Origin of the sequence: Ruegeria halocynthiae (assembly GCF_000743705.1) — a bacterium.
GTDB classification, from domain to species: Bacteria; Pseudomonadota; Alphaproteobacteria; order Rhodobacterales; family Rhodobacteraceae; genus Ruegeria; species Ruegeria halocynthiae_B.
This window is the reverse complement of sequence record NZ_JQEZ01000003.1, coordinates 224,157-248,053: the sequence shown is the minus strand read 5'-3', so window position 1 is coordinate 248,053 and position 23,897 is coordinate 224,157. Positions and strand designations below refer to the sequence as shown.

The window sequence follows — 23,897 nt, the reverse complement described above, 5'->3', positions numbered from 1 at the left end:
GCCCTGCCGTCACTGTCGTAACGCGAGCCACATCGCACCAACTGTTTCCGCAGCGTTGTGGCCAGTTTCATCCCGCCAGAAACTGGCGGCTCACGACGCCGGTTGTTTGAATTGCTGATCAAACAATTGCCGGAATGCGCCATCTTTCTTGATCAACGTGTCAAGATCGCCCTGCTCAACGATCTCGCCTTCCTGAACAACCAGAATATTGTCGGCCTCTAGAACCGTCGACAGGCGGTGGGCGATGACAATCGTTGTTACATTCTCGGTCAGTTTGTCCAAGGCTGCTTTCACCAGAGCTTCGGATTCCGCATCAAGGGCACTTGTCGCCTCATCCAACAATAGGATTTCAGACCGGCGCAGAATGGCGCGCGCAATGGCCAGCCTCTGTTTCTGTCCGCCAGACAGGAAAGCCCCGTTTTCCCCGACTTCCGTGTCATAACCGTTACTCAGCTTGACAATGAAATCATGTGCATGGGCCGCACGGGCGGCTTCCACCACCTCTTCATCAGTTGCGTCAGGACGTGCAAACCGAAGGTTTTCCATCACGGTAGCTGAGAACAAGAAGGTCTCTTGCCCGACATAAGAAATCTTCCGGCGCAACGAGGCGAAGCTGACATCTTGCAAATCCTGATCATCAATTTCTACCTTCCCGCTGTCGGGATCGTAAAACCGCATGATTAGACCGAAAATTGTTGATTTCCCACCACCGGATTGCCCAACCAGAGCCGTCGTTTTTCCAGCTTCGAAGGTCACGTCCATGTTGTTAATGACCGTCGTGTTACCCAGGTAGCCAAAAGTAACTTCATTAAGCCGAATTTTTCCCGGGCCGGGGCTCAGCTCTTGGGCGTCGGGATTTTCGCGCATCAGGTCTTCTTGATCCAGCAAATTAAACATCATGCCGATCGGGACCAGCGTTGTTTCGATGACAACGCGCATCTTCGACAGCCGCTTGGCGGGCTCATAAGCCATCAAAAGCGCAGTGATGAACGACATCAACTGACCCGCTGTCGTCGGCTCGCGTCCACCAAAATCCAAGGTGCTGATCAACAGGATACCCGCAATTGCCAAACCTGCCAAAAACTCCATCAAGGGACTGGCAACAGATTGAAGTTTGGAGATTGAATTCGACCGGTTTTCAACCGATCTGATCGCCCCGTTCATGCGGTCAATCATGTGATCTTCGAGAGCAAAGACTTTGATAATAGTAATGCCGGCGGAGGTTTCCTGCAGAACCTTGAAGATTTCCGAAAGCGCCTTCATTTCGGACTGCATGATCGCGCGGACGCTTCTCAACAACAACCGAACGCTCAAAAGAGCAATCGGACCGACCACAAAGAACAGAATCGACAACAGCGGTTCCTGATACACCATCACAAAAACCAGGCCGACCAACGTTAAGGCGTCCCGCACGAAGCCCGTGACTACAACGTCGACCAGGCGCCTAGCAGCCTGTGCACCCTGCGTAACTTGCATCAGCAGATTAGAAGATTCCATTTGGGCGAAAAAGCCGACACCCCGTTTTATCAGCTTTTCAAACAGTCTTTCCTGTTGAACAGCGATGATACGGTTTCCGGCGCGTGCCAAGAAAACGGCTTGAACATAAGATGCGGCGGCCTTGCTAAAAAACAACGCAATCACAGCCCCGGCGATCAGAAACACTTCTGCACCCATATCGGGTGCGATCATCGTGTCGACGATGTTTTCCATCATCCACGCCGTACCGGCCGTGGTGCCAGCCACAACCACCATCGCGAGCATCGCGATTCCGTACAACCACCCCTGATTTCGGAGACTTTCACCCAGCAGGCGGCCTATGTGGCCAGATCGCCATTTGGCCCAGGCTTCTTTAATCATTCCATTCTCCAAAACCACTTGTAGATTCGATGCCTGACAGGGTCATACCCAAATTCAATCCCATTTGGTTTGTCCACCCGGCAACAGCCAAATAGACAGGATGCTGTTAGTTATGCGGGACTGGGCTGAGAATCCATAGCTGACGCAAAGATAATGAAAACCAGTGTTTTGTGATCTGTCGCCGAATCCTTTGCCATCCACCACGTCGACAGCTATCTATCTGAAATAAAATATAGATTTTTCCAAACCAAACACATTACTCTTCCCTTAATCCAGACCAGCGCATTACCGCCATTCGACATCGCCAAGAAATATATACCCGGCGCCATAGATCGTCTTGATTAGACGGGGGTTTTTCGGATCTTCGCCTAGCTTTGTACGCAACCGGGAAATACGCACATCCATTGCCCGGTCGAAACTGTCGCCGACGGCTCCGCCCAGTGCTTCTTGCATCTGGGCGCGGCTGATCAGGCGCTTGGGGCTTTCCAGAAACAGACGCAAAACCTCGCCTTCTGCGTGGCTGAATGGGATTTCTGCACCGCTTCCGTCTTCCAGAACATAGCGATCAAAATGCGCGGTCCACCCGTTGAATCCGGCCACATCCGAATGCGAGCCCTGTACTCGCGGCGAGCGCAATCTGGCACGGATGCGCGCCACCACTTCGGCCGGGTCGAACGGCTTGGTGATATAATCGTCCGCCCCAAGCTCTAACCCGGTGACGCGGTCCTGCACCTGTGCGCGCCCCGATATGATGATGACCGCCGCCCCCTGTTCCAGCGCCAGCCGGTGGACAAGCGCCAGCCCGTCAGTGTCCGGCAAAGACAGATCCACCAGACAAACATCCGGTGTCACGCGTTTCAGCGAGGCTTCAAACTCTCGCGCGCGGGAAAAACTTTGGGTTCGGAAACCTGCGTCTTCCAGCGCATCGGTCAGGATACGGCGGATTTCCGGCTCATCATCGACAATGGTGACCAGCGGTTTTGTCATCAGGCAGCCTCGGTTCGGATCAGGGCAGAAAGTTGTGCCCGTGTAAACGGTTTGCGCAACACCGGCGCCTGCGTCAGCGCCTGCCGGTGCAGCGGATCGGAATATGGCAGGGAGGTCATGAGGATACAGGGCAGTGCAGGTTTCAACTGCGCCAGCACATCCAGGCCGGTTCCCTGCCCTTCCAACAGGATATCCGACAGCACCAGCGCAATGTCGTCGATATCGGCCGTCAGGGCCAGAGCCTCATCACACGATGTTGCCTCGATCACCGTAAATCCAAGATCGACCAGCATTTCCCGGAACTGGCCGCGCAGATCATCATTGTCTTCGACCAGCAGCACCAGACCTTCGCGAACCGGCGGGGCGGGACGATACGGCAAACGCAGGACAACGGATGCCCCTGACGGTGTGTTGCGCAAACTCAGGTCGCCGCCCGCCAGTTTCACCGTGTCGTAGACCATCGGCAACCCCAGCCCCGATCCCTTGCTGCCCTTGGTGGTGAAAAACGGGTTCAGCGCTTTGTCCAACGCCTCGGCCGAAAAGCCGGGGCCGGTATCAGACACTGCGATTTCGATCCAGATCGCGCCGATTGTATGGGCGCTGATCGTGATCTGGCCAGACCCGCCACACGCGTCGCGCGCATTCAAAACCAGATTCAACAAGGCGTCCTGAACCATCCCTGGATCCAGCATCAGCGCCTCATCCGGCAGAGTATTGACCACGGACAGCCCGACCCCTCGCGGCAAAGAGGGCGAGGCCAGAATGCGCAGGTCTTCCAACAAGCCACGCATGTCGGTCGCTTTTGGCTGCGGCGTTCGGTTCCCGGTCATATCCGCGATACGGTTCAGCAATTGCCCCCCTCTGCGGGCGGTCTGCTGCGTGGCCGAAACAAGTTCGCGCGCGCCTTCGGGCAAATCCATTTTGTCCAGCCGGGCCTGCATACCCAGGATAATCGTCAGCAGGTTGGAAAAGTCATGCGCCAACCCGCTGGTCATCTGCGCCGCCATTGCCCGACGGCGGGTTTGCTGCAGGGCTACGCGGGCCTGTGTTTCTTCGGTGATATCCACGGACATCACGTAAACGCCGCCTTCACCATCAGGCGTGAATGAAACCCGGATGCGCCGGGAATCCAGATATTCGGTGAATTCAAACACCGATGTTTCGCCCTCATACGCCTTTTGCAGATGCGGTTCGACGCGCCCGTATGCGGCTGCGCCCAGGGCCTCGGATATATGCATGTTCATAATGTCCGACGGGCGGCCCGGCAGAACCGAGCTGAGGCGGCGGTTCGAATAATCATACAACCCGTCCCGATCCAGATGCGCAATGTGGGCGGGCATCATCTCGGTCGTCATGCGGGTGCGCGCTTCGATCTCGGTCAGTTGGCGCTTGGCCTCTTCCAGTGCGGCATTGGTTGCGGCAAGTTTGCGGTTCGCCGCTGACAGTTCCTCTGCCCGATTCAGCAGCTGGTCTGAAAGCTCCTCGGACCGGGCGCGCAGCAGGGCTTCGGCGTGTTTGGTGTTTGTGATGTCGGTATAGACGGCCACCCAGCCCCCCCTGGGCAAGGGCGCACCTTCAACAGAAATGACCTGCCCGTTGGCGCGCACGCGTTCCAGGTAATGGGGTTCAAACGTAAGTGCCTGCGCGACCCGCCGTTCAACCATGTCCTCGACATCGCCGTCATCGCCATATTCACCTTTGTTGGCCAGATAGCGGATCGTGTCCCGGAACTGGGCACCGGGTCGGACCAGTTCATCGGGCAGATTGAACATCGACTGAAACGGTCTGTTGCTGACAACCAGCCGCAACTGGCTGTCATAGATCGACAACCCCTGCCCGATCAGGTTCAAGCCAGCGGTTGTCATCGCCTTTACATGCTGTTCGGTGATATTCAAAATCGCCCTCTCCGCAGCCTATGCGTAACATCGGATGTGTTGCAGGTGTAGAGGGAATGAACGCGACAGATCAGGCCCGACACACGGGCAGCAGTCATCAATACCGGACATTCATTTTTGCACCTTCCCTCGTGATCGAATGCAACGACAGCGTATGATCCATATTGCGCATTCTATGCCGCAACATTTGCCGCCCAAGACGCATAAGGTCCGCCGCATAGTCCGGGTCGTTTGCCACGTTCTCAAGCTCTCCGCGGCCGTTGTGGTCGAACAGGATCGGCGGCAGGTCGGCGGCAAATTCAACAAGCGTGAACCGTGCATCCCGCAAAATGCCAAGGCATGAGTCGCTGTTTCCCGCACCCAATCTTTGCTGCCAAAGCGTTGGATCCTGCGGGTTCGAAAAATCCAGTTCACTGAAGGAATAGCTGCGCCAGTCGTCTGGTATCTGCCCCTGCAACAGTGGCATCAGCGACCGGCCGTCCATTGAGTTCGGCGCGGATTGCCCGACCCAGTCCAATATCGTCGGGGTAATGTCGACGGATTCCGTCGGCACAGAAATCACGCTGCCTGCCCGGCGCTGATTGCCCGGCACCCGGATCATCAGGGGCGTGTGATACGCCGCGTCATATACTGTCATTTTACCCCAGCTGTGGTGGTCGCCCAACATCTCTCCGTGATCAGCAGTGATCACCAGCAGAGTGTCGTCATACTGGCCGCTGTCCTTCAGATGGCGAATGACGCGACCGATATGGTGATCAACTTCGGTCGCAAGGCCCAGATACACCGCCCGCAGGGCCTGAATATTCTCGGACGTGGGCGCAACATCATCAAAACCAAGAACCACATCCGCCGCCGTTTGATTGTCCATCGTCGGGCCAAAGAACGGGTGCATCGCCCGTTCACCGTACGCATCCGGCAAACCCATGGGCATAGGCAGCGCCGATGGATCATACATATCGTTGTAAGGAGCCGGGGCCACCAATGGCGGATGCGGTCGGATATAGGTCAGGTGTGCAAACCAGCTTTGCCCATCAAGCGGGGCGATACTGTTCAGGAACGCGTCGGTCAGGAAAGCCGTGTCGCTGTCTTTGGCCCGATACAATGCTGGATCGTTCAGGCGAGGCGTTCCACCAGTGGGCGAAACCGGCTTGTGAACATCCCAATAGTTGTCGAAGGCATACCCTTTTTGCATCAGATGAGACCGCCAGGGAAAGGATTCCTCAAGCCGCATCTCAAGCGCCTCGTGAAACCCGGCCATGGGGTGTTCGTATGATCGTAAGATCGGGTCGTTTGGATCGTGCACACGCGGATCGGCCGAGGTGTCGGTATAACCGTACAGCAGGGGCAGATAACCCGCCTTGCGCATTTCGGTCGCAATATTCGGCGTGTCATGCCGCAACGGCGTCCCGTTACGCACAGACCTGTGGTTCATCGCATATTGCCCGGTCAGGATCGACGCACGCGACGGACCGCAGGGGTTGGTGACCGAAAAGTGCCGATCAAAAGTGACCGCATCCGCCATAAAGGCCCGGAGGTTCGGCAGGTTGACATGCGCAGCCAGCGCGCCATTCAAACAATCGGCCCGCAACTGGTCGATGATGATGAATAGGACATTTCCAGCCTGCTGCATGTCGCCCCCCTCGATTCCGCAATAGTGGATTCAGTTGTGGACTGTGTCCCGGTTCCCTTGCCCTTGCAACAGGTTAGTCAGGCCCTGCACCAAACCTCGTGCCGCACCCTGGATTCTGACCCGTCCTGCTTGGCTGCGACCAAGGTCAATCCGGGCATTTCCAGTCACCAGATCTGATCCGTCGTGTTCAGTCAAAAACAGAAATTAGACTATTTGAAACAACCATTTCCGGTCATTTACGCCCTCTCCAACCGCCCCGCCCTGCGATATTGTCACCCCAACGCCATTGTGCGGCAACAAATCCCTGCCGGTTCGTAAAAACCCGTTGCAGCACCTGTCTGTTTCACATCACATACGCCCATGACGCAGCCGACGATTACCTCTGATCCCGACTCTGATGGCATTCGCCTGCGCATTGCGGGTGAACTGGTGACGCAGTCACTGGCCAGCGTTGAGGATGACTTTGCGACCTACACGCCCGACAGCAAGAATGTCGTCCTTGATCTGACCGGGATCGAGTCGCTGGATACCGGTGGCGCCTGGCTGGTTGCCGACTTGGCCCATCGTGTGAAAAACGCAGGCGCAGATGTACAATTTCTGGGCCTGACGCCTGCGCAGTCGGCTCTGATCGAAACAGTCTCGCACAACATACCGGACAAACCGGGTTCCGTACCCGATCGCCGCAGTTTCGTCGATTGGGTTGCAAGCGTTGGCGCTAAGACAGTTGGTGCCTGGAAAGACACGCTCTCTGTTCTTGGGTTTTTGGGCCTGACATTACATCGGCTTGTCCGCACCATTGTGATGCCCTGGCGCCTGCGACGTGCCGCGCTGGTATCCCAGATGGAGGAGACGGGCTTCAAAGCCATCCCGATTGTCGCGTTGATGGGGTTTCTGATCGGGGTTGTTTTGGCTTTTCAGGGTGCCACCCAGCTGAAACAATTCGGAGCCGAGATTTTTGTGGTCGAGCTGATCTCGATCTCGGTCCTGCGTGAATTGGGCATCCTGCTGACCGCCATCATTGTTGCGGGTCGATCCGGATCGGCCTTCACCGCGTCCATCGGTTCGATGAAGGTTCAGGAAGAAATCGACGCCATGCGAACCTTGGGCCTGGACCCGATCGAGGTTCTGGTGATCCCGCGTGTTGTGGCCCTGCTGATCACCCTTCCGATCCTTGGCTTTATCGCCGATATCGCAGGCCTGCTTGGCGGCGGATTAATGAGCTGGATCGACCTGGGCGTCAGCCCCGGCATGTTTGTCACGCGGCTGAAAGAGAATACCGGCATCTGGCAATTGGCCATCGGGATGATCAAGGCACCGTTTTTTGCGCTGGTTATCGGCGTCATCGCCTGTTGGCAGGCAATGCAGGTCAAAGGCTCGGCCCAAAGTGTGGGTCAGCGAACGACCGCATCGGTGGTTCAATCCATCTTTATGGTTATTATGCTGGATGCTCTGTTCTCGATCTTCTTCTCGGTGATGGGGGTCTGACGTGGAGGGAACAGCGCTGCAACCGGAGGCCAGTGCCGACGCACAGCGTGAGGCCGTGATCCGCGTTCGCAATTTGACGAACCAGTTCGGTCCGCAGGTCGTGCATCAGGACCTGAACCTCGATGTTTGGCGCGGTGAGGTATTGGGGATTGTCGGCGGTTCGGGCACGGGGAAGTCTGTTCTGTTGCGCACTATCGTAGGGCTGAACAAACCTGCCGCAGGCAGTATCGACGTGCTGGGTGTTGATGTCCTGAACGGCCCCGAGCAGGAAAGACGCCGGATCGAACGACACTGGGGCGTGGCGTTTCAGGATGGGGCGCTGTTTTCGTCGCTGACTGTTTTGCAGAACGTCATGGCACCGCTGCGCGAACACACGAAGATCAGCGAAAGCCTGATGCAGGCGCTTGGAAGCCTGAAAATCAGCCTGGTTGGGTTGCCTCAGCTAAGCTGCGGCAAGTTCCCGTCAGAGTTGTCGGGCGGGATGCGTAAACGGGCAGCCCTTGCCCGCGCGCTGGCTTTGGACCCCGAAATTGTATTTCTGGACGAGCCGACCGCTGGCCTGGACCCGATCGGGGCCGCCGCTTATGACGAACTGATTGGCGAGTTGCAGCACGCCCTTGGCCTAACGGTCTTTATGGTCACGCATGATCTGGACAGCCTCTATGCGATTTGCGATCGCGTCGCAGTGCTTGCAGAAAAACGCGTGCTGGTTGAAGGTCCGATTGAAGAAATGACCAAAGTCGATCATCCTTGGGTGCAGGAATATTTCACTGGCCCCCGGGCGCGTGCGGCGCAAGAGAAGGGGCAGGATAGGTAGAGGCTATGGAAACCCGGGCAAATTACATCCTGATCGGCGCATTCACCCTTGCGGGTATCCTCGGGGCGTTCGGCTTTTTCCTATGGCTGGCGAAATTCGAGGTATCGCGGCAGTACGCCTATTACGACGTTCTGTTCGACAACGTGTCGGGCCTGTCAGCTGCTGGCGGCGTCAGTTACAATGGTTTGCCCGTCGGGCAGGTCATTTCCCTGAGGCTGGATGATGACGACCCCTCAAAAGTACGCGTAAAACTTGAAGTAGACGCCGATATCCCCGTGACCGAAGAAACGATCGCCCAGCTGCAATCCCTTGGCGTTACAGGGGTCAGCTATGTGGAATTATCCGGTGGTTCGTCCAAGGGTAAAAAACTGCCGCAGGACAGCGTGATAAAAAGCAAACGCAGCACCATTCAATCGCTGTTTGAAGGCGCCCCAAAAGTGCTGGATGAGGCGGTTACCCTGCTCGAAAACCTCAATTCCGTTGTCGACGACAAGAACCGCAAAGCCGTCAGCGATATTCTGGACAACCTTGCCTCTGCATCAGGTCGGTTGGACAAAACACTGACAGATTTCGAAGGCCTTTCGTCGGATTTGGGTGGCGCAGCCAAAAAAATCGGTGACTTTACCAGCCGGCTGGATCAACTGGCGGATACGGCCGAGACCACTCTGACAACCGGTACGGACACCCTTAAAAGCATTAAGACGGCTTCCGAAACCGCGACCACCGCCCTGACCAGCGCAAGGGGCACAATTGAAACCGTCGACCAAGTTATTGAGCAGGATGTGAAGCCCTTTATCGACCGGGCGTCACAGCTGGCCGAAAACGTGACCGGCCTATCCAACGAGGGCAGCGTGGCGCTGGCAACCATTACCGAAACCTTCCTGAATGCCAACAAGACGCTTGGGTCAATCACAGGGGCGATGGAAACTGCAAAAGGCACATTACAATCCGCAGAGCGGGCGTTTGACTCGGCTGATCGTGTCATAAACGAAGACGTCGGCGCAGTGGTCACCGACATTCGGAATGCGGCCAATCAGGTCGCCACAACTGTCAAACAGGTCACGGAACGGCTGGATGCGATTTCCAGCGATATCCTCAGCGCATCCAAATCCGCCTCGGACCTGCTGGCCACAATCGACGGAATTGTTCAGGAGAACCGGCGTCAGCTGTCAGATTTCATGCGTGTCGGCCTGCCGCAGTTCACACGCTTCATCGAGGAATCCCAGCGCCTGGTTATCAATCTGGACCGGTTGGTGGACCGCGTCGAACGTGACCCCGCGCGCTTTCTTTTGGGAACACAAGCATCGGAGTTCCGCCAATGATACGGCTTTTACTTGCGGCTCTGGCTGTTTCAACCATCACGGGCTGTACCGGGCTGGAAACGCTTAGGCAGGCCTCAAAACCGAATGACCTGTACCTGTTGACGCCGAAAAGCACGTTTTCGTCGACATTGCCACGCGTTCAAAAACAAATCGTCGTACAGGAACCTACGGCAACAGCCGCGGTCAACACCGACCAGATAGCTGTGCAGCCAACACCGTTGCAGGTGCAATACCTATCCCGGGCACGGTGGGTCGATCGGGCGCCGTTGATTGTGCAAACATTGATGGTCGAAAGCTATGAAAACAGCGGCAAGGTGGCCGCTGTGGGTCGGTCTACTGTTGGTCTACGTGCTGATTACGTGATTGTGCCAGATTTGCGCGAATTTCAGGGAATGGTGGTCAACAACACCGGAACGTCGTCGACCGTACGGGTCGAAGTTCGCATGAACATCAAGATCATTGACGAGATTGAAGACAAGATCATCGCCTCAAGCTCATTCCAGGAAAGCATCCTCGCCGCCAGTGATCAGACCCCTGATCTGGTCACCGCGTTTGACGACGCATTGGGAAAGACCATGCGAGACGCCGTGGAATGGAGCATTCGAAAAATACACACGCACACAGCCAACAACCCAAGATCGTATTGATCCGATGACCTGTGGGCGCAGCATGACAGCTGCGCCCGATACAGGCGTCATTGGGCAAGCGACGCGGCAAGTCGCATCAGAGTGATGGCCTCGGACCGATAGCCGAACGGATCGGCCGCCCGGGATGAAGTGGCCAGTTCAATCGCGTCCTCATATGACCAATCCACCAGATACTCACCCCCGCGCAACGCTTGCCCGAAACCCGCGATTGCATAGGAAAACCGAACATCATCCGACACCTCGCCCTGCGCAGGCAGGATCGGCTGTTCGATCAGCTGGCTTTGGTCCGCATCGGGGGCTTTGTAACGTAGCTTGAAATACCCAATTTCCTCGGCCCCATCCGAACCCGGCTGTTGCGCGTAACGCAGTGGGCCATTCCGGATCGCGTCCGAACCTACCGGGGTGACCTCGTAAATGGCAGTGACGGTGTGACCCGCCCCGATATCGCCTGCGTCCACTTTGTCGTTGCTGAAATCCTCACGCCGCAGCGCGCGGGTTTCATACCCGATCAGGCGGTATTCGGCGATTTGCGCCGGATTGAATTCAACCTGTATCTTGACGTCATTGGCTATTGGAAACAGTGCGCCCGTTAGCTGATCGACCAGCACTTTGCGCGCCTCTCCCAGCGTGTCGATATAGGCGGCCTGCCCGTTCCCGTTCTGCGCCAGCGCCTGCATTGCCGCGTCATCCAGATTGCCCCGACCAAAGCCCAGCACGCTTAGGAACGTACCGCTGTCGCGTTTGCGAGAGATGAAGTCTTTCAGCGCATCCGGGTCCGACAGGCCAACGTTGAAATCACCATCCGTCGCCAGGATCACTCGCGTCACTTCCCCATCTGCGGCCATGTTTTCAGCAACCTGATAGGCCTGTTGCAAACCGGCCTGCCCGGCTGTTGACCCTCCGGCCTCTAACTGGTCCAGTGCGGACAGAATTTTGCTGCGGTCCAAGGCTGACGTGGGCTCCAGAACCTGACCGGCGCTGCCTGCGTAGGTGACAATCGAGACCTGATCTTCGGGCCTCAACTCGGAAAGCATCAGGCGGAAGGATTGCTTAAGCAGCGGCAGCTTGTTGGCGTCCTGCATCGAACCGGAGGTGTCGATCAGAAACACCAAGTTCAGTGGCGGGCGGTCTTCGACCTGCGGCAACGCGCCCTGAACGCCGATATGAACAAGCTGCGTGCCCGTATTCCACGGGGTCGGCGTAACCGTGATGGTCGGGCGGAACGGCGCATCCCCCTGGGGCGCCGGGTAAGAGTAAGGGAAGTAATTCACCATCTCTTCGATCCGGACGGCATCCTTGGGCGGCAACTGGCCACGCATCAGCGAAGACCGGACAATCGAATAGGATGCGGTATCGACATCAATCGAGAAAGTCGAAACCGGGTCATTGGCAGTGATCTTCAATAGATTGGTATCGGCGTTGGCAAATGCCTCGGTATTCTGCTCTGGCTCAGCTTGAAAGTCGCGCTGAACCGGCGCGGATGTCGCGCCATATAATCCCGCGCTTGCATCACCAGACGGGGCTGCGCCCTCGGGCACCAAGCCATAAGAACGTAGTTTGGGCAATGGCGCCGAAGGCAGCTCAGAGGTGATCGCCTCTTCAATTGCAACCGGGGCTTCAACGACGGGTTCCTCAAGCGTGGCTGCATCCTGATCCGCTTCGGCTGTCTGAACCTGAGGCTCTGTGACCCGGCTTTGCGTTCGACCGTTCGAATTCACAACATAATCCCGCGTTTGCGGCACGATCATCACCAGTGCCACGGCGGCAATCGCAGTGGTCGCAGTCAACGCTCCGCGATGGGAGAGGGCATTCAACATGGATTTCGCTCCTTCTGTCAGGCGGGCTATCGGGCCTCGCTTAACAGTCGGACGCATCTGGTCGCCTGATCCTTGGGCGCGCGCGAAATTATTTCGGGCCAGAGCCAGATTTTCCGCCCGCCGCCGCGCATCCGACGCAGGCGTGGCCGCGTCCATCAGCGTTTTCAACTGTTCAAGATCGTCTGTCATTCTGCCAGCTCCTCTTGCCGATGGGCACGCAGGCGTTTGCGGATTTCTGACATTCGCCACGATACCGTGCCCTCAGAAACGCCCAGCACTTCGGCGACCTGGGCATGGGTCATCTCGTCCTCAAGGGTCAGCGCCAGCGTGTCCTGCAATTCTTGTGGCAGGGATCGCATGGCGCGGTGCAACCAATCCATCGCCTCTGCCGTTTCTGCCGCCTCGGCCCGGCGCATCTGTTCGACATCCCCCCACCCGGCAGCAGCCCGACTGTGGCTGGCGTGTCGGCGACGGGCATCCTCGGCCGCGTTGACAACCACCCGGTACAGCCAGGTCGTGAATCTGGCCTGCGCCCGAAATCCCGCGATTTTGGCAGGCAAGGCCGCGCAGATGTCCTGGGTCAGATCTTCGGCCTGATCAGCCCGCCCTGTCAGACGGAAGGCCAGCCGATAGACCCGATCATAATGACGCGCCAGCAACGTGGTGAACGCATCCACGTCCCCCTTAGCGGCGGCTTTTGCCAGATCCTCATCCGATGTCTTCATGCGCATCACAATTGGTAAGACGGATCGAAATGGTCAATCCTTGGCGACGGCATGAAAAAAATCAGAACCGGTCTGCTGCCGCCATTTTCCAGTCAGCGGCGAACTGATCTGGTATGTCTGCCGAAAGAAAAGCGCCCTCTGCAACAAAGGGGTAGAGTTCCGCATAGGATCGCTCGCTCTCATCCGCTGTGCGGCGGCGAATATCGACAGGCTGCAGTTCGGATACTTTTTCCTTGCCCATTGCGCCCAGAAGCTCGCGAAAGCTTTCCAGCGTAGCGTCATGATAGCGATGCACGCGCTGACGTTTTTGCGGCACGTTCACCGCGCGCCCCCGGATTGGGTCCTGAGTGGCCACACCCGACGGGCAACGGTTTGTGTTGCAATGCAAGGCCTGGATACAGCCCACGGCGAACATCATCGCCCGGGCTGCGTTGCACATATCCGCACCCAGGGCGAATTTCTCGACCATGTCATATCCGGTGGCCACCTTGCCCGAACATATTATGCGGATCTTGTCACGCAGACCCACGCCGCGCAGGCAGTTGTTGACGAAAATCAACGCCTCGTTCAGGGGCATACCCAAGCGATTGGTAAATTCGACCGGAGCCGCACCCGTGCCTCCTTCGGCACCGTCGATGGTGATGAAGTCAGGCAGAATACCCGTCTCCAGCATTGCTTTGCAGATCGCCATGAACTCGGACGGCCGGCCGATACACAGTTTGAACCCGATGGGCTTGCCATCCGACATTTCACGCAGATGCTGCACGAAATGCAGCAACCCGGTCGGGCCGTCAAAGGCGGAATGGGTGGGGGGGGAAATAACGTCCTGATGTTCGGGCACACCGCGGATGTGCGCGATTTCTTCGTCCACCTTGGCCGCAGGCAGCACCCCGCCATGCGAGGGTTTCGCACCTTGGGACAGTTTGATTTCGATCGCTTTGACCACATCCTTCCTGGCCTTTTCGGCGAACAGATCCTTGTCAAAGCCACCCTCGGACGTGCGGCAACCGAAGTACCCTGTTCCGATCTGCCAGATAATATCGCCACCTTCGGCCAAATGATGCGGGGAAAGACCGCCCTCGCCGGTGTTATGCGCAAAACCTCCGTCCTTGGCCCCACCGTTCAGGGCCCGGATCGCATTGGCGCTGAGGGCACCGAAACTCATGGCGGACACATTCAGGCGCGACGCACTATAGGGCTGTGTGCATTGCGGCCCACCCAGCATCACGCGCTCTTCGCTTTCGGCGACCTCCTTGGGTGCCAGTGAATGGTTGGCCCGGTGATAGCCGACGGTCATGATGTCATACTGCGTGCCAAAGGCCTGCGTATCCACCTGCCCCTTGGCGCGAGAGTAAACCAACCCGCGAATAATCCGGTTGTAGGGACGGCCGCTTTCGTTGGTTTCCACGAAATACTGCCGGATTTCCGGGCTGACGAATTCCAGCATGTACCGGAAATGGCCCAACACAGGATAGTTGTTCAGCACATTGTGTTTTGTGGTCAGCATATCATAGAGGCCGATAATCGCATAAGGGATGAGAACGATCAGCAACCAATGTGCTGGCGGCCAGAAAAAACCCCACAACAGGGTCAGTGGCAGGCACACATAGCTCAGAAAATAATAGAGTCTGCGTATAACCATTTCGTGCTCTCCTCTGAGTGTCAGCTTACATGACCGGTTCGGGCAGAATTTCCCAGTGCCATAGGTGAAGCATTCCGGCTTTTGATTGCAAGCATTTGTGCCAACCTTCACGCAATCGGGTGTAATTTTGATCCACTCCGCAGTTCAGGCCAAGGTTGATCGAAACGGCAGCAGTCTGTATTCCAAAGGAAAGGTGAACACAGGCAGGATCAAAGGCTGTGACAAAGTCCCGACCCACAGTCCGAAACACTGCCATGATGTTCACGGTCGTATTCTTCGGCGGCGCGGCGGGATCTTTGCTGCGCGAGAGCTTTTCGGTCGAAATCACCGGGCATGCAGTGCTGACGACAACTTTTGGCATCAATGTCGTGGCGTGTTTTGTACTGGGCTGGCTGTATTCCGTTCGGCACCGTGTTCATGTCCACGTGCTGCATCTGGGGGCTGTCGGCTTTTGTGGCGGGCTTTCCACATTTTCGTCGTTCGTTGCCGAATTGCAGCGTCTGGCTGGCGTCGACCTCTGGGCTGCGGGTTCGGCAGCCGGGCTGGAAATCACCTTTGGCCTTGCCGCCGCCATCCTTGGCGAAGCCATCGGGCGGCGGCTGCATTCGACAAGGTCGCTGGAATGAGCGCGCTTTTCCTGCACGCCATGTTCGGGCTGGGTGGCGGATTGGGCGCGATAATGCGCCATTGGATTGCATTACGGATCAATCATGACCTGCCAGTGTCCACCCTGATCGTGAATTTACTTGGCAGTTTGCTGCTGGGCCTGTGGATCGGCTTTCTTGGGGGACCGGTGGAGATGGGAGAAGAGGAAAAGCAACTGGTCTTTGGCTTTTGCGGCGGGTTTACGACATTTTCCAGCTTTGCTTATCAATCGCTCGAACTCAGACGCGAACGCACGATTGCGCTGGCGGCCGGCAACATCCTAGTCAGCCTTGTTTTGTGCTGGGGCGCGCTGGGACTGGGCCTTATTCTGATGCGCTAATGGGCCTGAACCGCGGCCTGTGTTCCCGGTTTTTGGGCCTTGCAGAAAAACAGCAGCGGAATGGTGAAAAGAGCCAGCAGACCCAAGTTGTTGAAGACGGTTAGGTACGAAATCAACTCGGCCTGCCGCGCGATCTCTTGTCCTAGAATGGCCGCGCCTTGCGCACTGTCAGGTGTCAGGCCAAGCGGCTGCAAATAAGCCTGTGCTGCCGGATTATAAGGTGTCACATTCTGGCTGAGAACCGCAGTATTCGTCTGTAACCCACGCACGATCCATGTGCCCACAAGTGAGATTCCGACGGATGAACCAAGCTGCCGGGTCACGTTGAATAGGCCCGATGCTTCGTCCTGTTTTGCTTTCGAGATGCTCTCAAAAGCCAGGATCGACATTGGCACAAACACCAGGCCCATACCCAAACCGCTGATCGCCCCAGGCCAGGCCAGCTGCCAGAACCCTGCATTCAGGTTCAGCGCGCCCAGCATGAAATTCCCAGCGGACGTCAACAGCATCCCCAACCCGGCCAGTACCCGCGGGTCAAACCGCGTCACCAGCACCGTACCGGTAATGACCATCGACCCACCCGCAGCGATACCGCGCGGGATGAACAAATGACCGGAATCGATAACCGGGTAATCCAGCAGGTTTTGCACAAAAGTCGGCAATATGGCGATGCTGCCGAACAGTGAGATGGCAAAACCCGCAATCACCAGATTGCACAGGGCAAAGTTGCGATCCGCGAACAAGTGCAGGTCAACAATCGCGCGCTTGGCGGTCAGAGCATGAATAATGAACCCCAGCGCACCCAGAACGGATACGATCACCGCAAGCTGGATGCCATGCGATGACAGCCAGTCCTTGGTTTCACCCTGATCCAGAACGAACTGAAGACAACCGATCCCCATCGCCAGCAACGCCAGCCCTTTCCAGTCGATCTGGACGTCTTCGGTTTTGTCCTCGGGCAGCTCTCCGGCCAATAGCAACAGCGCCATTGCCGCCACCGGCAGGTTGACGAAAAACACCATCCGCCATGAAAAGTACTCGGTCAGGATCGCCCCGACCGTTGGACCCAGCACAGGGGCGACCACCACACCCAGACCAAAAACAGCCATCGCCTGCCCTCGTTTTTCGCGCGGGAAGGCATCGAACAGGATGGACTGCGACAAGGGGATCAGGAACGCCCCGAACATACCCTGCGCCAGCCGAAAGATGACGATGGTCTCAAGGCTCCAGGACAGTCCACACATGATGGACATGGTGGCAAAGCCGGTCACAGCGGTCAGGATCAACCGACGCCGCCCGACCCGGCGGGCCACAAAGCCGGTCAGCGGCATGACCACCACAGCTGAAACGATATAGCTGGTCAAAATCCATGTGGCCTGATCGGTTGTCGCCCCAAACGCGGCCTGAATATGTGGCAAGGCCACATTGACGATGGTGCTGTCCAACACCTCAAGAATGGCGCTGAGAACAACGGCGACAACAATCACCGGATTGATGCGGCTTGCGGCCGTAGCTGTCATTTCCCAGCCTGGGTCGCTGTGGTGTCCACTGTCACTTTGCTGCTGCCCCCCACGCGCAAGGGTGCGTCTGTTGGATCAAGTGCGATGCGAACCGGGAACCTGCGGGTGACTTTGACCCAGTTGCCGCTGGCATTTTCGGACGGCAAAAGCGAGAATGTGTCCCCGGACCCGCGCCCGATTGAGGCCACCTTGCCCGTCAGGGTCACCCCTGGCAACATGTCGATCTGCATCGTGACCGGCTGACCCGGGCGAATTCGCGGCAGCGATGTTTCCTTGAAATTCGCATCCACCCACCAATCCGAAGATTCCACGATCGAAAACTGCGGTGCATTCGCCGCCACCGCCGATCCGGGTCGCAGGGTCAGATTGGCGATCCAGCCATCAGCGGTTGCGTAAACCTTGGTCCACGCCAGATCCGCCCTGGCGATCTCCAGCTGGGCGCGGGCAGACAGGACATCATCCTGTTTCGCGGCCAACCCACTTTGCAATGCCAACAGGCTGGACTGGCTGGCGGTCAGCCGGGCCGAGGCCTGCGCGAATTCCGACGTCGTCTGATCCAGGGACGCCTGTGCCAGATCCCCATCCGAAAACAGCGCCTTGGCCCGCTCCAGGTTGTTTTTCGCGGTATCAAAAGCCGACTGCGCGGATTTCACCGCCGCCTCAGCCGCGGTAATCTGGGTGGAATAGGCCTGAGCCTGCTGTTTCGCGCTGTCCAGATCGGCACTGGCCTGATCGACCGAGGCGCTGAATTGCGTGTCGTCAATCGTAAACAGAAGATCACCGGCCTTTACCTGCTGATTTTCTGAAATCGGTACATCCGCAACCTGACCCGTCACTTGGGCAGCCACATAAATTATGTTCGCCCCGACATACGCGTCTTTGGTCGATGGGAACCGCTCTTCATGACGCCAATACAGGAACAGACCAATCGCGATGACGCCCAGCATTACAATAACGGCGACGGTTTTCAGGGATTTCATAGGCTTGGACCTTTATGTTTCGCGCGGACCCGTCATCACATTGGATATGTGTGCATTCGCACCGCCAGATTGCCCATGATCCACACCGTTCCCAGTATGATGATCAACAGTACAAGCGTGGAAAACAGGACTAGGTCCAGATCTTCACGGCTGCTGCGGCGGCGGTCGATATGCAGGAAATAGACCAATTGTACGATCAGTTGCGCCAACCCCAGCAGAGCAATCGAGAGATAGACCCCTTTGGTCTGGATGCCGTATTTATAGGCTATCGTGAACACCGCCAGCGTCAGCAGCAGCGAGCCGCCATAGCCGACGATATAACGACGTCGCTCACGCCGGTGCATCTCGCTGCGCTTATCCATAGGACAGCCCCCCAAAGTAGACGATGGTGATGATGCCAATCCAAATCAGGTCCAGAAAATGCCAGAACAACGCTAACCGCACCACGCGCGACATCAACCGATCGGTCAGACCAAACAGCCGCAGCTGAATACCCAACACAATCAACCAGATACAACCAGTCGCAACATGCAAACCATGCAGCGGCACCAATCCGTAAAATGCCGAAAGAAACCCACTGCGCTGGGGAATGCCGCCTTTGTCCGCCATGGCCATAAAGTCACGGATTTCCAGCACCAGAAAGCTGAGCCCAAGCACCAAAGTCACCCCGAACCACAGCACAATTCGCGCGCGCGGCAGGTTGTATTTCAGCGCCAGCATTGCCAGCCCCACGGTCAAACTGCTGGTCAGCAAGATCAGGGTTTGGGCGAAGATGCTTTTCAGATCATACAGCTCATGCGGCCCCGGCCCACCTGCCTGCGCGTCGATCATGGTAATATAGATCGCGAACATCAGGCCGAAATAGACCAGATCGCTCATCAGAAAGACCCAGAAGCCGAAGGTGACGACTTCGCTGGCTTTATCCGCGCTTGCGTGCCGCCTGCCCAGGTTCAGGCCCGGATAGCTGTGCGTCGGTGCACGTTTCATGTCGCCGCCTCCAGATCAGGGCGGGCAAGGCCGCGATTTTCCGGGGCGGCTTCATAATCGCGATCAACCGGTGTCGAATTGTGGACAAGGTCCAGCCAGGCTTGGTGCTGTTTGCGCACCTCGTCGGCTGGGATGACCTCTTCTGTATCGGTCTGGAAGGTCCATGCGATAAAGGACAGGATGATAAGAACCGTCATCAGCGCGGCCAGCCACCAAATCCACCAGACCAGCGCGAACATCCATATCCCACTGAGCACACACAGCAAGAAGCCGATCCCGGTGTTACGCGGCATCGCGATATCCTCATACGCGTCCGGCGTCGGATAGGCCGCGCCCCGTTCTTTTGCGGCGGCAAAGTCATCCCGATCAGTGACCTGTGGGATAATAGCGAAATTATAGGGCGGCGGCGGTGCGGGGATGGACCATTCCAGCGTATGCGCATCCCACGGGTCCCCGACCGGAACCCGGGTCTTTTCGCGGTCGCGGATGCTGATCCACAGCTGCACGATCACCGACAACAAGGCCAGCAGGATAACCAGCGCGCCCAAAACCGCAACAATCATATAGGGGTGAAAATCGGGGTTCTCCCAACTGAACGACCGGCGCGGCATCCCCATGAGGCCCACGAAGTACAGCGGCAGGAAAGTCAGCATGAACCCAAAGGTCCAAAGCAAGACCGTGATCCGCCCCCAAAATTCGTTCAGACGGAAACCAAAGGCCTTGGGGAACCAATAGTTGTACCCAGCCAGCAGGCCGAACAACACGCCGGGCAGCAGAACATTGTGGAAATGCGCCACCAGAAACAAGGTGTTGTGCACCTGATAGTCGACAGTGGGGTTGGCCAGGATCACACCCGAAAGACCGCCGATGACAAAAAGCATCAGGAAGGCCAGACCATAAAGCATAGGAACCGAAAACCGGATGCGCCCCCGGTACAGCGTGGCCATCCAGTCATAGACCTTTACGCCAGTCGGGATCGCAATCAGCATGGTGGCAATCCCAAACACCGCGTTGATCAGCGCGCTTTGCCCCATGGTAAAGAAATGGTGCAGCCAGACGGTAAAAGACAGCACCGCAATCGACATGGTGGCAATCACCAGAGAGTTATAGCCATACAGCCGCTTGGCCGAAAACGTCGAGAATACCTCGGAATAGATGCCATAGGCGGGCAGCACCAGCAGATAGACCTCGGGGTGGCCGAACAGCCAGAACAGGTTGGCATAGTTCATCATGTTGCCGCCCAGATCATTGGTGAAAAAGTGGAAATCCAGATACCTGTCGGCGGCCAGCATCAGAGCGGCAACCCCAAGTGGCGGCATGGCAAAGACAATCAGGATTGAGCTGCAGATGATCGTCCAGCAATACATCGGCAACCGCATGAATTTCATGCCCGGCGCGCGCAGCTTATAGATTGTGACCGCAAAGTTGATGCCCGTCAGCGTCGTGCCGATGCCTGATACGACGATGGCCCATATCCAATAGTCCGGCCCAACACCTGGATTGAACGCCGCGCCGGTATAAGGGGGATAGGCGGTCCACCCACCGGTCGAGAACTCTCCGACCACCAGCGACACCATCAGCATCATCCCCGCCGAGACGGTCAGCCCAAGGCTGATCTGGTTCATTACCGGAAAGGCCACATCCCGCGCACCGATCATCAGCGGGATCAGGAAATTTGCCAGGCCAAAGACAAATGGCACGGCAACAAAAAAGATCATGATGGTGCCATGGGTGCTGAACAGTTCGGCAAAATGTTCGGCCTCCAGAAAGCCGTCACCCGGCCCCGCCGCCTGTTGGGCGCGCATGACCACGCCTTCCAGAACGCCCCGCGCCAGCATCACGATGGCAAAGACGATATACATGATGCCGATCTTCTTGTGATCTGCGCTAGTCAGCCAATCCCGCCACAGCGGCCCCCACAAGCGGAACCATGTTAGCAAGCCGACAACGGCAACAACGCCGACAAGCACCACCGCCGCAGCCGAGTTCGCAACGATTTCATTTGCATTTGGTGTCTGAATCAGACCTGCAATCGGGAATGCATCCCAGCTCAGGCGGCCAAAGAAACCAGTCTCGGCCGTTGTCATTGGACGCCCTCCTGCCCGTATCCGGTGGTTCCCGGTTGCTGATCCGCTGACAGTGGCTTACCGCCGTGATACCGGTGCAGAATGGTATGGAACAGGGCGCTGTCCTCCAAAGTGAAATACAGGGCGTCGTCCGGCATTTGCGACGTTCCCAGTGCGGCCTGAACCTCATCCCGGTCAGTGCGCATGGCCAATGTGCGATAGGTCGGCTGATCCAGCGGAATACCATTTGCGCGAACGTCCGAAACCCACGCGTCGAATTCTTCGGGTGACATGGCCTTTGCTTCAAACTTCTGTTTGGTGAAACCCCGCCCGTTGTACTGTGTATTTTCACCCAGCATCGTTTCCGGCGCATCCGCCACGATGTGCAACTTTGTTGTCATGCCCGGCATGGCATAGATTTGACCGGCGAGCGCGGGAATCATAAAAGATTGCATCACCGTATCTGTCGTCAGCGTCAGTGCGACCTGCTGTTTGACGGGAATCCCCAACTCTCCGACACTGGCAATGCCGAGGTCCGGGTAGATAAACAGCCACTTCCAATCCAACCCGACGACCTGAACTTTCATCGCGGGTGTATCCCCAAATGGTGCAGTATACGGATCAAGCCGATACGTCGCCTTCCAAAGATAGAACGACAAGATCGCCACGATCAGAACCGGCACCCCCCACATGACGAATTCCAACTTGGCCGAGAAATCCCATTTGGGCCGATAGCTGGCGTGTGTTCCCTTGCGCCGCCGATAGCGCAGCGCAATCAGGGGCACCAAAACAAGCACTGGAACAACCGCAATCAGGATCAGAAGCGTTGCGCGAAACAGGTGGGTTTTCTGAATCGCAGCAATTGGTCCCTGCGGGTCCATGAAACTGTCGCCTGCGACCACGACCTGCGCCGACATCGCAACAATTGCGATTGCTGCCATAAACGACCGTATCCCAGGTGACTTGCGCGACAGGGTCAAACCAGATGTCCTCTTATGCTTTCGCTTTTGGCCAACTATCGGCAGAGTCACGGAATTTCACAAGGTTTTTTCCGGAACCGGGAATTGTCTGCCGCAGTGCCTACTCAACCCTAGCATAAGGCGCTGTTGACTTGTCATCGACTGCAGGCGAGACATTTTGACGATGCACTGGATAATTATAGCCTTGGGCCTTTTGGTCTTTTCAACAACCGCAAGCGCGCAAGACCGTGCTGCGGTGGAACAGCAGTTTCAGGTTTGGCTGCAGGATACAGTCTGGCCGCAAGCCAAAGCCAAAGGCGTGTCTCGTCAGACGATGACGCAGGCGTTTGACGGGATCACCCTGAACTGGAAGCTGCCGGATCTGGTGCCACCGGGCAGCGCCGCACAAACACCCAAACAGCAAAAACAGGCGGAATTCGGATCGTCCGGCCGTTACTTTAATGCAGGCTCGGTACAAGGGGCCACCTCTGTCGGCCGCCAGATGGCCCGCCGTCATGCCGCGACATTGAACCGTGTCGAGGCGGACTCCGGCGTGCCCGCGCGCATCATTCTGGCCATTTGGGGACGCGAAAGCGGCTATGGTCAGGTTCCCATCCCTCATAACGTCTTTCGGGTTCTGGGAACCAAAGGCTTCATGAGTACACGCGCGGATTATTTCACCAAAGAACTGATTGCCGCCCTGCAAATTGCCCAAGCCGGCCACGCCCCACCCGGCACGATGAAAAGCAGCTGGGCTGGCGCGTTGGGTCAGCCGCAGTTCATGCCGTCCAGCTTTCTGACTTTCGCGGCGGACGGAAACCGCGATGGGCGCGCCGATATCTGGGCATCAGAGGATGACACGATTGCGTCAATCGGGAACTATCTTGCCCAGCATGGTTGGATCACCGGGCGGGACTGGGGGTTCGAAGTTCACGTTCCCGCATCGGTTTCTTGCGCACTGGAGGGTCCAGATCAGGGCAAGCCGATTCAGGAATGGGCCGCGATGGGAATCACTCGGGTTTCGGGCAAGCCTTTCCCAAAGCATGAACTGGCAGGCGAGGGCTATTTGATGATGCCCGCAGGACGTCACGGGCCCGCTTTTGTCGTAACGCCGAATTTCTACGTTCTCAAAGACTATAACAAAAGTGACCTCTACGCCCTGTTCGTGGGCCATGTCGGCGATCGCATTCAATATGGCGTGGGCAATTTCAAAGCCCGCTGGGACAAGATTGGCGCGCTGTACAGGTCGGATATCGCCGCCATGCAGCGCGCGCTTGAGCGCCAGGGCCATGACGTCGGCGGCGCCGACGGGTTGCCGGGGTTCAAGACCCGGCGCTCGATTGGACGCTGGCAACAAGCTTCGGGTTTTGCGCCGACCTGCTTCCCTGATGCAGGTCTGAAAGCCACCCTGAACCAATAGCGATTCGCCCTGTTTCAGCCCCGACAGCGTCGTTGATTCACCTTTTGCAGCCATGCGCAATTAACAGACCTTCACAAAAGTGTCATAGAGCCGCCAGGTTTCATTATTATATTTCCACGGCGATCCCGAATTCATGCGTAATCCTACCCTGACTGC

At 57.1% G+C, this 23,897-nt stretch carries 20 protein-coding genes; 7 read left to right on the top strand and 13 right to left on the bottom strand.

Translation table 11 applies throughout. The features are described from left to right. Positions 1-90 precede the first annotated feature (90 nt). The 4 genes from JT51_RS11980 to JT51_RS11965 form a co-directional block, all read right to left on the bottom strand. A complete protein-coding gene (locus tag JT51_RS11980; protein ID WP_235216186.1) occupies positions 91-1,761 on the bottom strand; it encodes an ABC transporter ATP-binding protein in 1,671 nt (556 codons plus the stop codon). 381 nt (positions 1,762-2,142) lie between these two features. Beyond that, a complete protein-coding gene (locus JT51_RS11975; protein WP_037312784.1) occupies positions 2,143-2,844 on the bottom strand; it encodes a response regulator transcription factor in 702 nt (233 codons plus the stop codon). Beyond that, positions 2,844-4,739 (bottom strand): PAS-domain containing protein, encoded by a 1,896-nt coding sequence (locus JT51_RS11970; RefSeq protein ID WP_037312781.1) that lies wholly within the window; start codon positions 4,737-4,739, stop codon positions 2,844-2,846. Before JT51_RS11970 ends, JT51_RS11975 begins: the two co-directional genes overlap by 1 nt. 97 nt (positions 4,740-4,836) lie before the next feature. Further along, complete coding sequence (locus JT51_RS11965) at positions 4,837-6,369, bottom strand: sulfatase-like hydrolase/transferase (protein WP_037312778.1); 1,533 nt, start codon at positions 6,367-6,369, stop codon at positions 4,837-4,839. 360 nt (positions 6,370-6,729) lie between these two features. Here JT51_RS11965 and JT51_RS11960 point away from each other — a divergent pair, with 360 nt between their 5' ends. The 4 genes from JT51_RS11960 to JT51_RS11945 are packed head-to-tail and all read left to right on the top strand — an operon-like array spanning position 6,730 to position 10,640. Further along, entirely contained in the window at positions 6,730-7,854 is a 1,125-nt protein-coding gene (locus tag JT51_RS11960) for an ABC transporter permease (RefSeq protein ID WP_037312774.1), read from the top strand. A gap of 1 nt (position 7,855) precedes the next feature. Next, entirely contained in the window at positions 7,856-8,671 is an 816-nt protein-coding gene (locus JT51_RS11955) for an ABC transporter ATP-binding protein (RefSeq protein ID WP_051927522.1), read from the top strand. A gap of 5 nt (positions 8,672-8,676) precedes the next feature. Then, positions 8,677-9,993, top strand: a complete 1,317-nt coding sequence (locus JT51_RS11950) for an MlaD family protein (RefSeq protein WP_037312771.1) — start codon at positions 8,677-8,679, stop codon at positions 9,991-9,993. Beyond that, on the top strand, positions 9,990-10,640 hold the full coding sequence (locus JT51_RS11945) for an ABC-type transport auxiliary lipoprotein family protein (protein ID WP_037312768.1): 651 nt from the start codon (positions 9,990-9,992) through the stop codon (positions 10,638-10,640). The genes JT51_RS11950 and JT51_RS11945 overlap by 4 nt, the downstream gene beginning before the upstream one ends. 47 nt (positions 10,641-10,687) lie before the next feature. Here the strand turns inward: JT51_RS11945 and JT51_RS11940 are convergent, their stop codons facing one another. The 3 genes from JT51_RS11940 to JT51_RS11930 form a co-directional block, all read right to left on the bottom strand. After that, the gene (locus JT51_RS11940) at positions 10,688-12,646 is read right to left on the bottom strand and encodes a vWA domain-containing protein (RefSeq protein WP_037312765.1); all 1,959 of its coding nucleotides are present in this window, start codon (positions 12,644-12,646) and stop codon (positions 10,688-10,690) included. Further along, complete coding sequence (locus JT51_RS11935; RefSeq protein ID WP_037314135.1) at positions 12,643-13,182, bottom strand: RNA polymerase sigma factor; 540 nt, start codon at positions 13,180-13,182, stop codon at positions 12,643-12,645. The genes JT51_RS11940 and JT51_RS11935 overlap by 4 nt, the downstream gene beginning before the upstream one ends. Positions 13,183-13,243: 61 nt before the next feature. Then, a complete protein-coding gene (locus JT51_RS11930; protein ID WP_037312763.1) occupies positions 13,244-14,824 on the bottom strand; it encodes an FMN-binding glutamate synthase family protein in 1,581 nt (526 codons plus the stop codon). 218 nt (positions 14,825-15,042) lie between these two features. Between JT51_RS11930 and JT51_RS11920 the strand changes: the two genes are divergently transcribed. Together JT51_RS11920 and JT51_RS11915 are read left to right on the top strand one after the other, a co-directional pair. Continuing rightward, positions 15,043-15,450, top strand: a complete 408-nt coding sequence (locus JT51_RS11920) for a fluoride efflux transporter FluC (RefSeq protein WP_235216170.1) — start codon at positions 15,043-15,045, stop codon at positions 15,448-15,450. Then, entirely contained in the window at positions 15,447-15,809 is a 363-nt protein-coding gene (locus tag JT51_RS11915; RefSeq protein WP_037312754.1) for a fluoride efflux transporter FluC, read from the top strand. The genes JT51_RS11920 and JT51_RS11915 overlap by 4 nt, the downstream gene beginning before the upstream one ends. On the opposite strand, the gene JT51_RS11910 is transcribed toward JT51_RS11915, so the two are convergent. From JT51_RS11910 to JT51_RS11885, 6 genes are read right to left on the bottom strand one after another with little or no spacing between them, the layout of a single operon-like run. Beyond that, positions 15,806-17,329, bottom strand: a complete 1,524-nt coding sequence (locus tag JT51_RS11910) for a DHA2 family efflux MFS transporter permease subunit (RefSeq protein WP_037312751.1) — start codon at positions 17,327-17,329, stop codon at positions 15,806-15,808. The genes JT51_RS11915 and JT51_RS11910 overlap by 4 nt on opposite strands. Continuing rightward, a complete protein-coding gene (locus JT51_RS11905) occupies positions 17,326-18,309 on the bottom strand; it encodes an HlyD family secretion protein (RefSeq protein ID WP_037312748.1) in 984 nt (327 codons plus the stop codon). Before JT51_RS11905 ends, JT51_RS11910 begins: the two co-directional genes overlap by 4 nt. A 35-nt stretch (positions 18,310-18,344) precedes the next feature. Beyond that, a complete protein-coding gene (locus JT51_RS11900) occupies positions 18,345-18,671 on the bottom strand; it encodes a cytochrome o ubiquinol oxidase subunit IV (protein WP_037312744.1) in 327 nt (108 codons plus the stop codon). Beyond that, positions 18,664-19,296, bottom strand: a complete 633-nt coding sequence (locus tag JT51_RS11895; protein ID WP_037312741.1) for a cytochrome c oxidase subunit 3 — start codon at positions 19,294-19,296, stop codon at positions 18,664-18,666. The genes JT51_RS11900 and JT51_RS11895 overlap by 8 nt, the downstream gene beginning before the upstream one ends. After that, entirely contained in the window at positions 19,293-21,383 is a 2,091-nt protein-coding gene (locus JT51_RS11890) for a cbb3-type cytochrome c oxidase subunit I (RefSeq protein ID WP_051927521.1), read from the bottom strand. The genes JT51_RS11895 and JT51_RS11890 overlap by 4 nt, the downstream gene beginning before the upstream one ends. Next, positions 21,380-22,303: a ubiquinol oxidase subunit II gene (locus tag JT51_RS11885; protein ID WP_152563340.1), complete on the bottom strand. Its 924-nt coding sequence runs from the start codon at positions 22,301-22,303 to the stop codon at positions 21,380-21,382. The genes JT51_RS11890 and JT51_RS11885 overlap by 4 nt, the downstream gene beginning before the upstream one ends. A 202-nt stretch (positions 22,304-22,505) precedes the next feature. Here JT51_RS11885 and JT51_RS11880 point away from each other — a divergent pair, with 202 nt between their 5' ends. Next, a complete protein-coding gene (locus JT51_RS11880; protein WP_037312738.1) occupies positions 22,506-23,741 on the top strand; it encodes a lytic murein transglycosylase in 1,236 nt (411 codons plus the stop codon). Positions 23,742-23,897 lie beyond the last annotated feature (156 nt).

Excerpts from the sequence above, each read along its gene's own strand:
- JT51_RS11945 (WP_037312768.1), top strand. The coding sequence starts at position 9,990 with ATGATACGGCTTTTACTTGCGGCTCTGGCTGTTTCAACCATCACGGGC.
- JT51_RS11940 (WP_037312765.1), bottom strand. The coding sequence starts at position 12,646 with ATGACAGACGATCTTGAACAGTTGAAAACGCTGATGGACGCGGCCACG.
- JT51_RS11880 (WP_037312738.1), top strand. The coding sequence starts at position 22,506 with ATGCACTGGATAATTATAGCCTTGGGCCTTTTGGTCTTTTCAACAACC.
- JT51_RS11975 (WP_037312784.1), bottom strand. The coding sequence starts at position 2,844 with ATGACAAAACCGCTGGTCACCATTGTCGATGATGAGCCGGAAATCCGC.
- JT51_RS11930 (WP_037312763.1), bottom strand. The coding sequence starts at position 14,824 with ATGGTTATACGCAGACTCTATTATTTTCTGAGCTATGTGTGCCTGCCA.
- JT51_RS11935 (WP_037314135.1), bottom strand. The coding sequence starts at position 13,182 with ATGAAGACATCGGATGAGGATCTGGCAAAAGCCGCCGCTAAGGGGGAC.
- JT51_RS11980 (WP_235216186.1), bottom strand. The coding sequence starts at position 1,761 with ATGCTCGCGATGGTGGTTGTGGCTGGCACCACGGCCGGTACGGCGTGG.
- JT51_RS11910 (WP_037312751.1), bottom strand. The coding sequence starts at position 17,329 with ATGACAGCTACGGCCGCAAGCCGCATCAATCCGGTGATTGTTGTCGCC.
- JT51_RS11885 (WP_152563340.1), bottom strand. The coding sequence starts at position 22,303 with ATGGCAGCAATCGCAATTGTTGCGATGTCGGCGCAGGTCGTGGTCGCA.
- JT51_RS11905 (WP_037312748.1), bottom strand. The coding sequence starts at position 18,309 with ATGAAATCCCTGAAAACCGTCGCCGTTATTGTAATGCTGGGCGTCATC.
- JT51_RS11900 (WP_037312744.1), bottom strand. The coding sequence starts at position 18,671 with ATGGATAAGCGCAGCGAGATGCACCGGCGTGAGCGACGTCGTTATATC.
- JT51_RS11960 (WP_037312774.1), top strand. The coding sequence starts at position 6,730 with ATGACGCAGCCGACGATTACCTCTGATCCCGACTCTGATGGCATTCGC.
- JT51_RS11965 (WP_037312778.1), bottom strand. The coding sequence starts at position 6,369 with ATGCAGCAGGCTGGAAATGTCCTATTCATCATCATCGACCAGTTGCGG.
- JT51_RS11895 (WP_037312741.1), bottom strand. The coding sequence starts at position 19,296 with ATGAAACGTGCACCGACGCACAGCTATCCGGGCCTGAACCTGGGCAGG.
- JT51_RS11915 (WP_037312754.1), top strand. The coding sequence starts at position 15,447 with ATGAGCGCGCTTTTCCTGCACGCCATGTTCGGGCTGGGTGGCGGATTG.
- JT51_RS11950 (WP_037312771.1), top strand. The coding sequence starts at position 8,677 with ATGGAAACCCGGGCAAATTACATCCTGATCGGCGCATTCACCCTTGCG.
- JT51_RS11890 (WP_051927521.1), bottom strand. The coding sequence starts at position 21,383 with ATGACAACGGCCGAGACTGGTTTCTTTGGCCGCCTGAGCTGGGATGCA.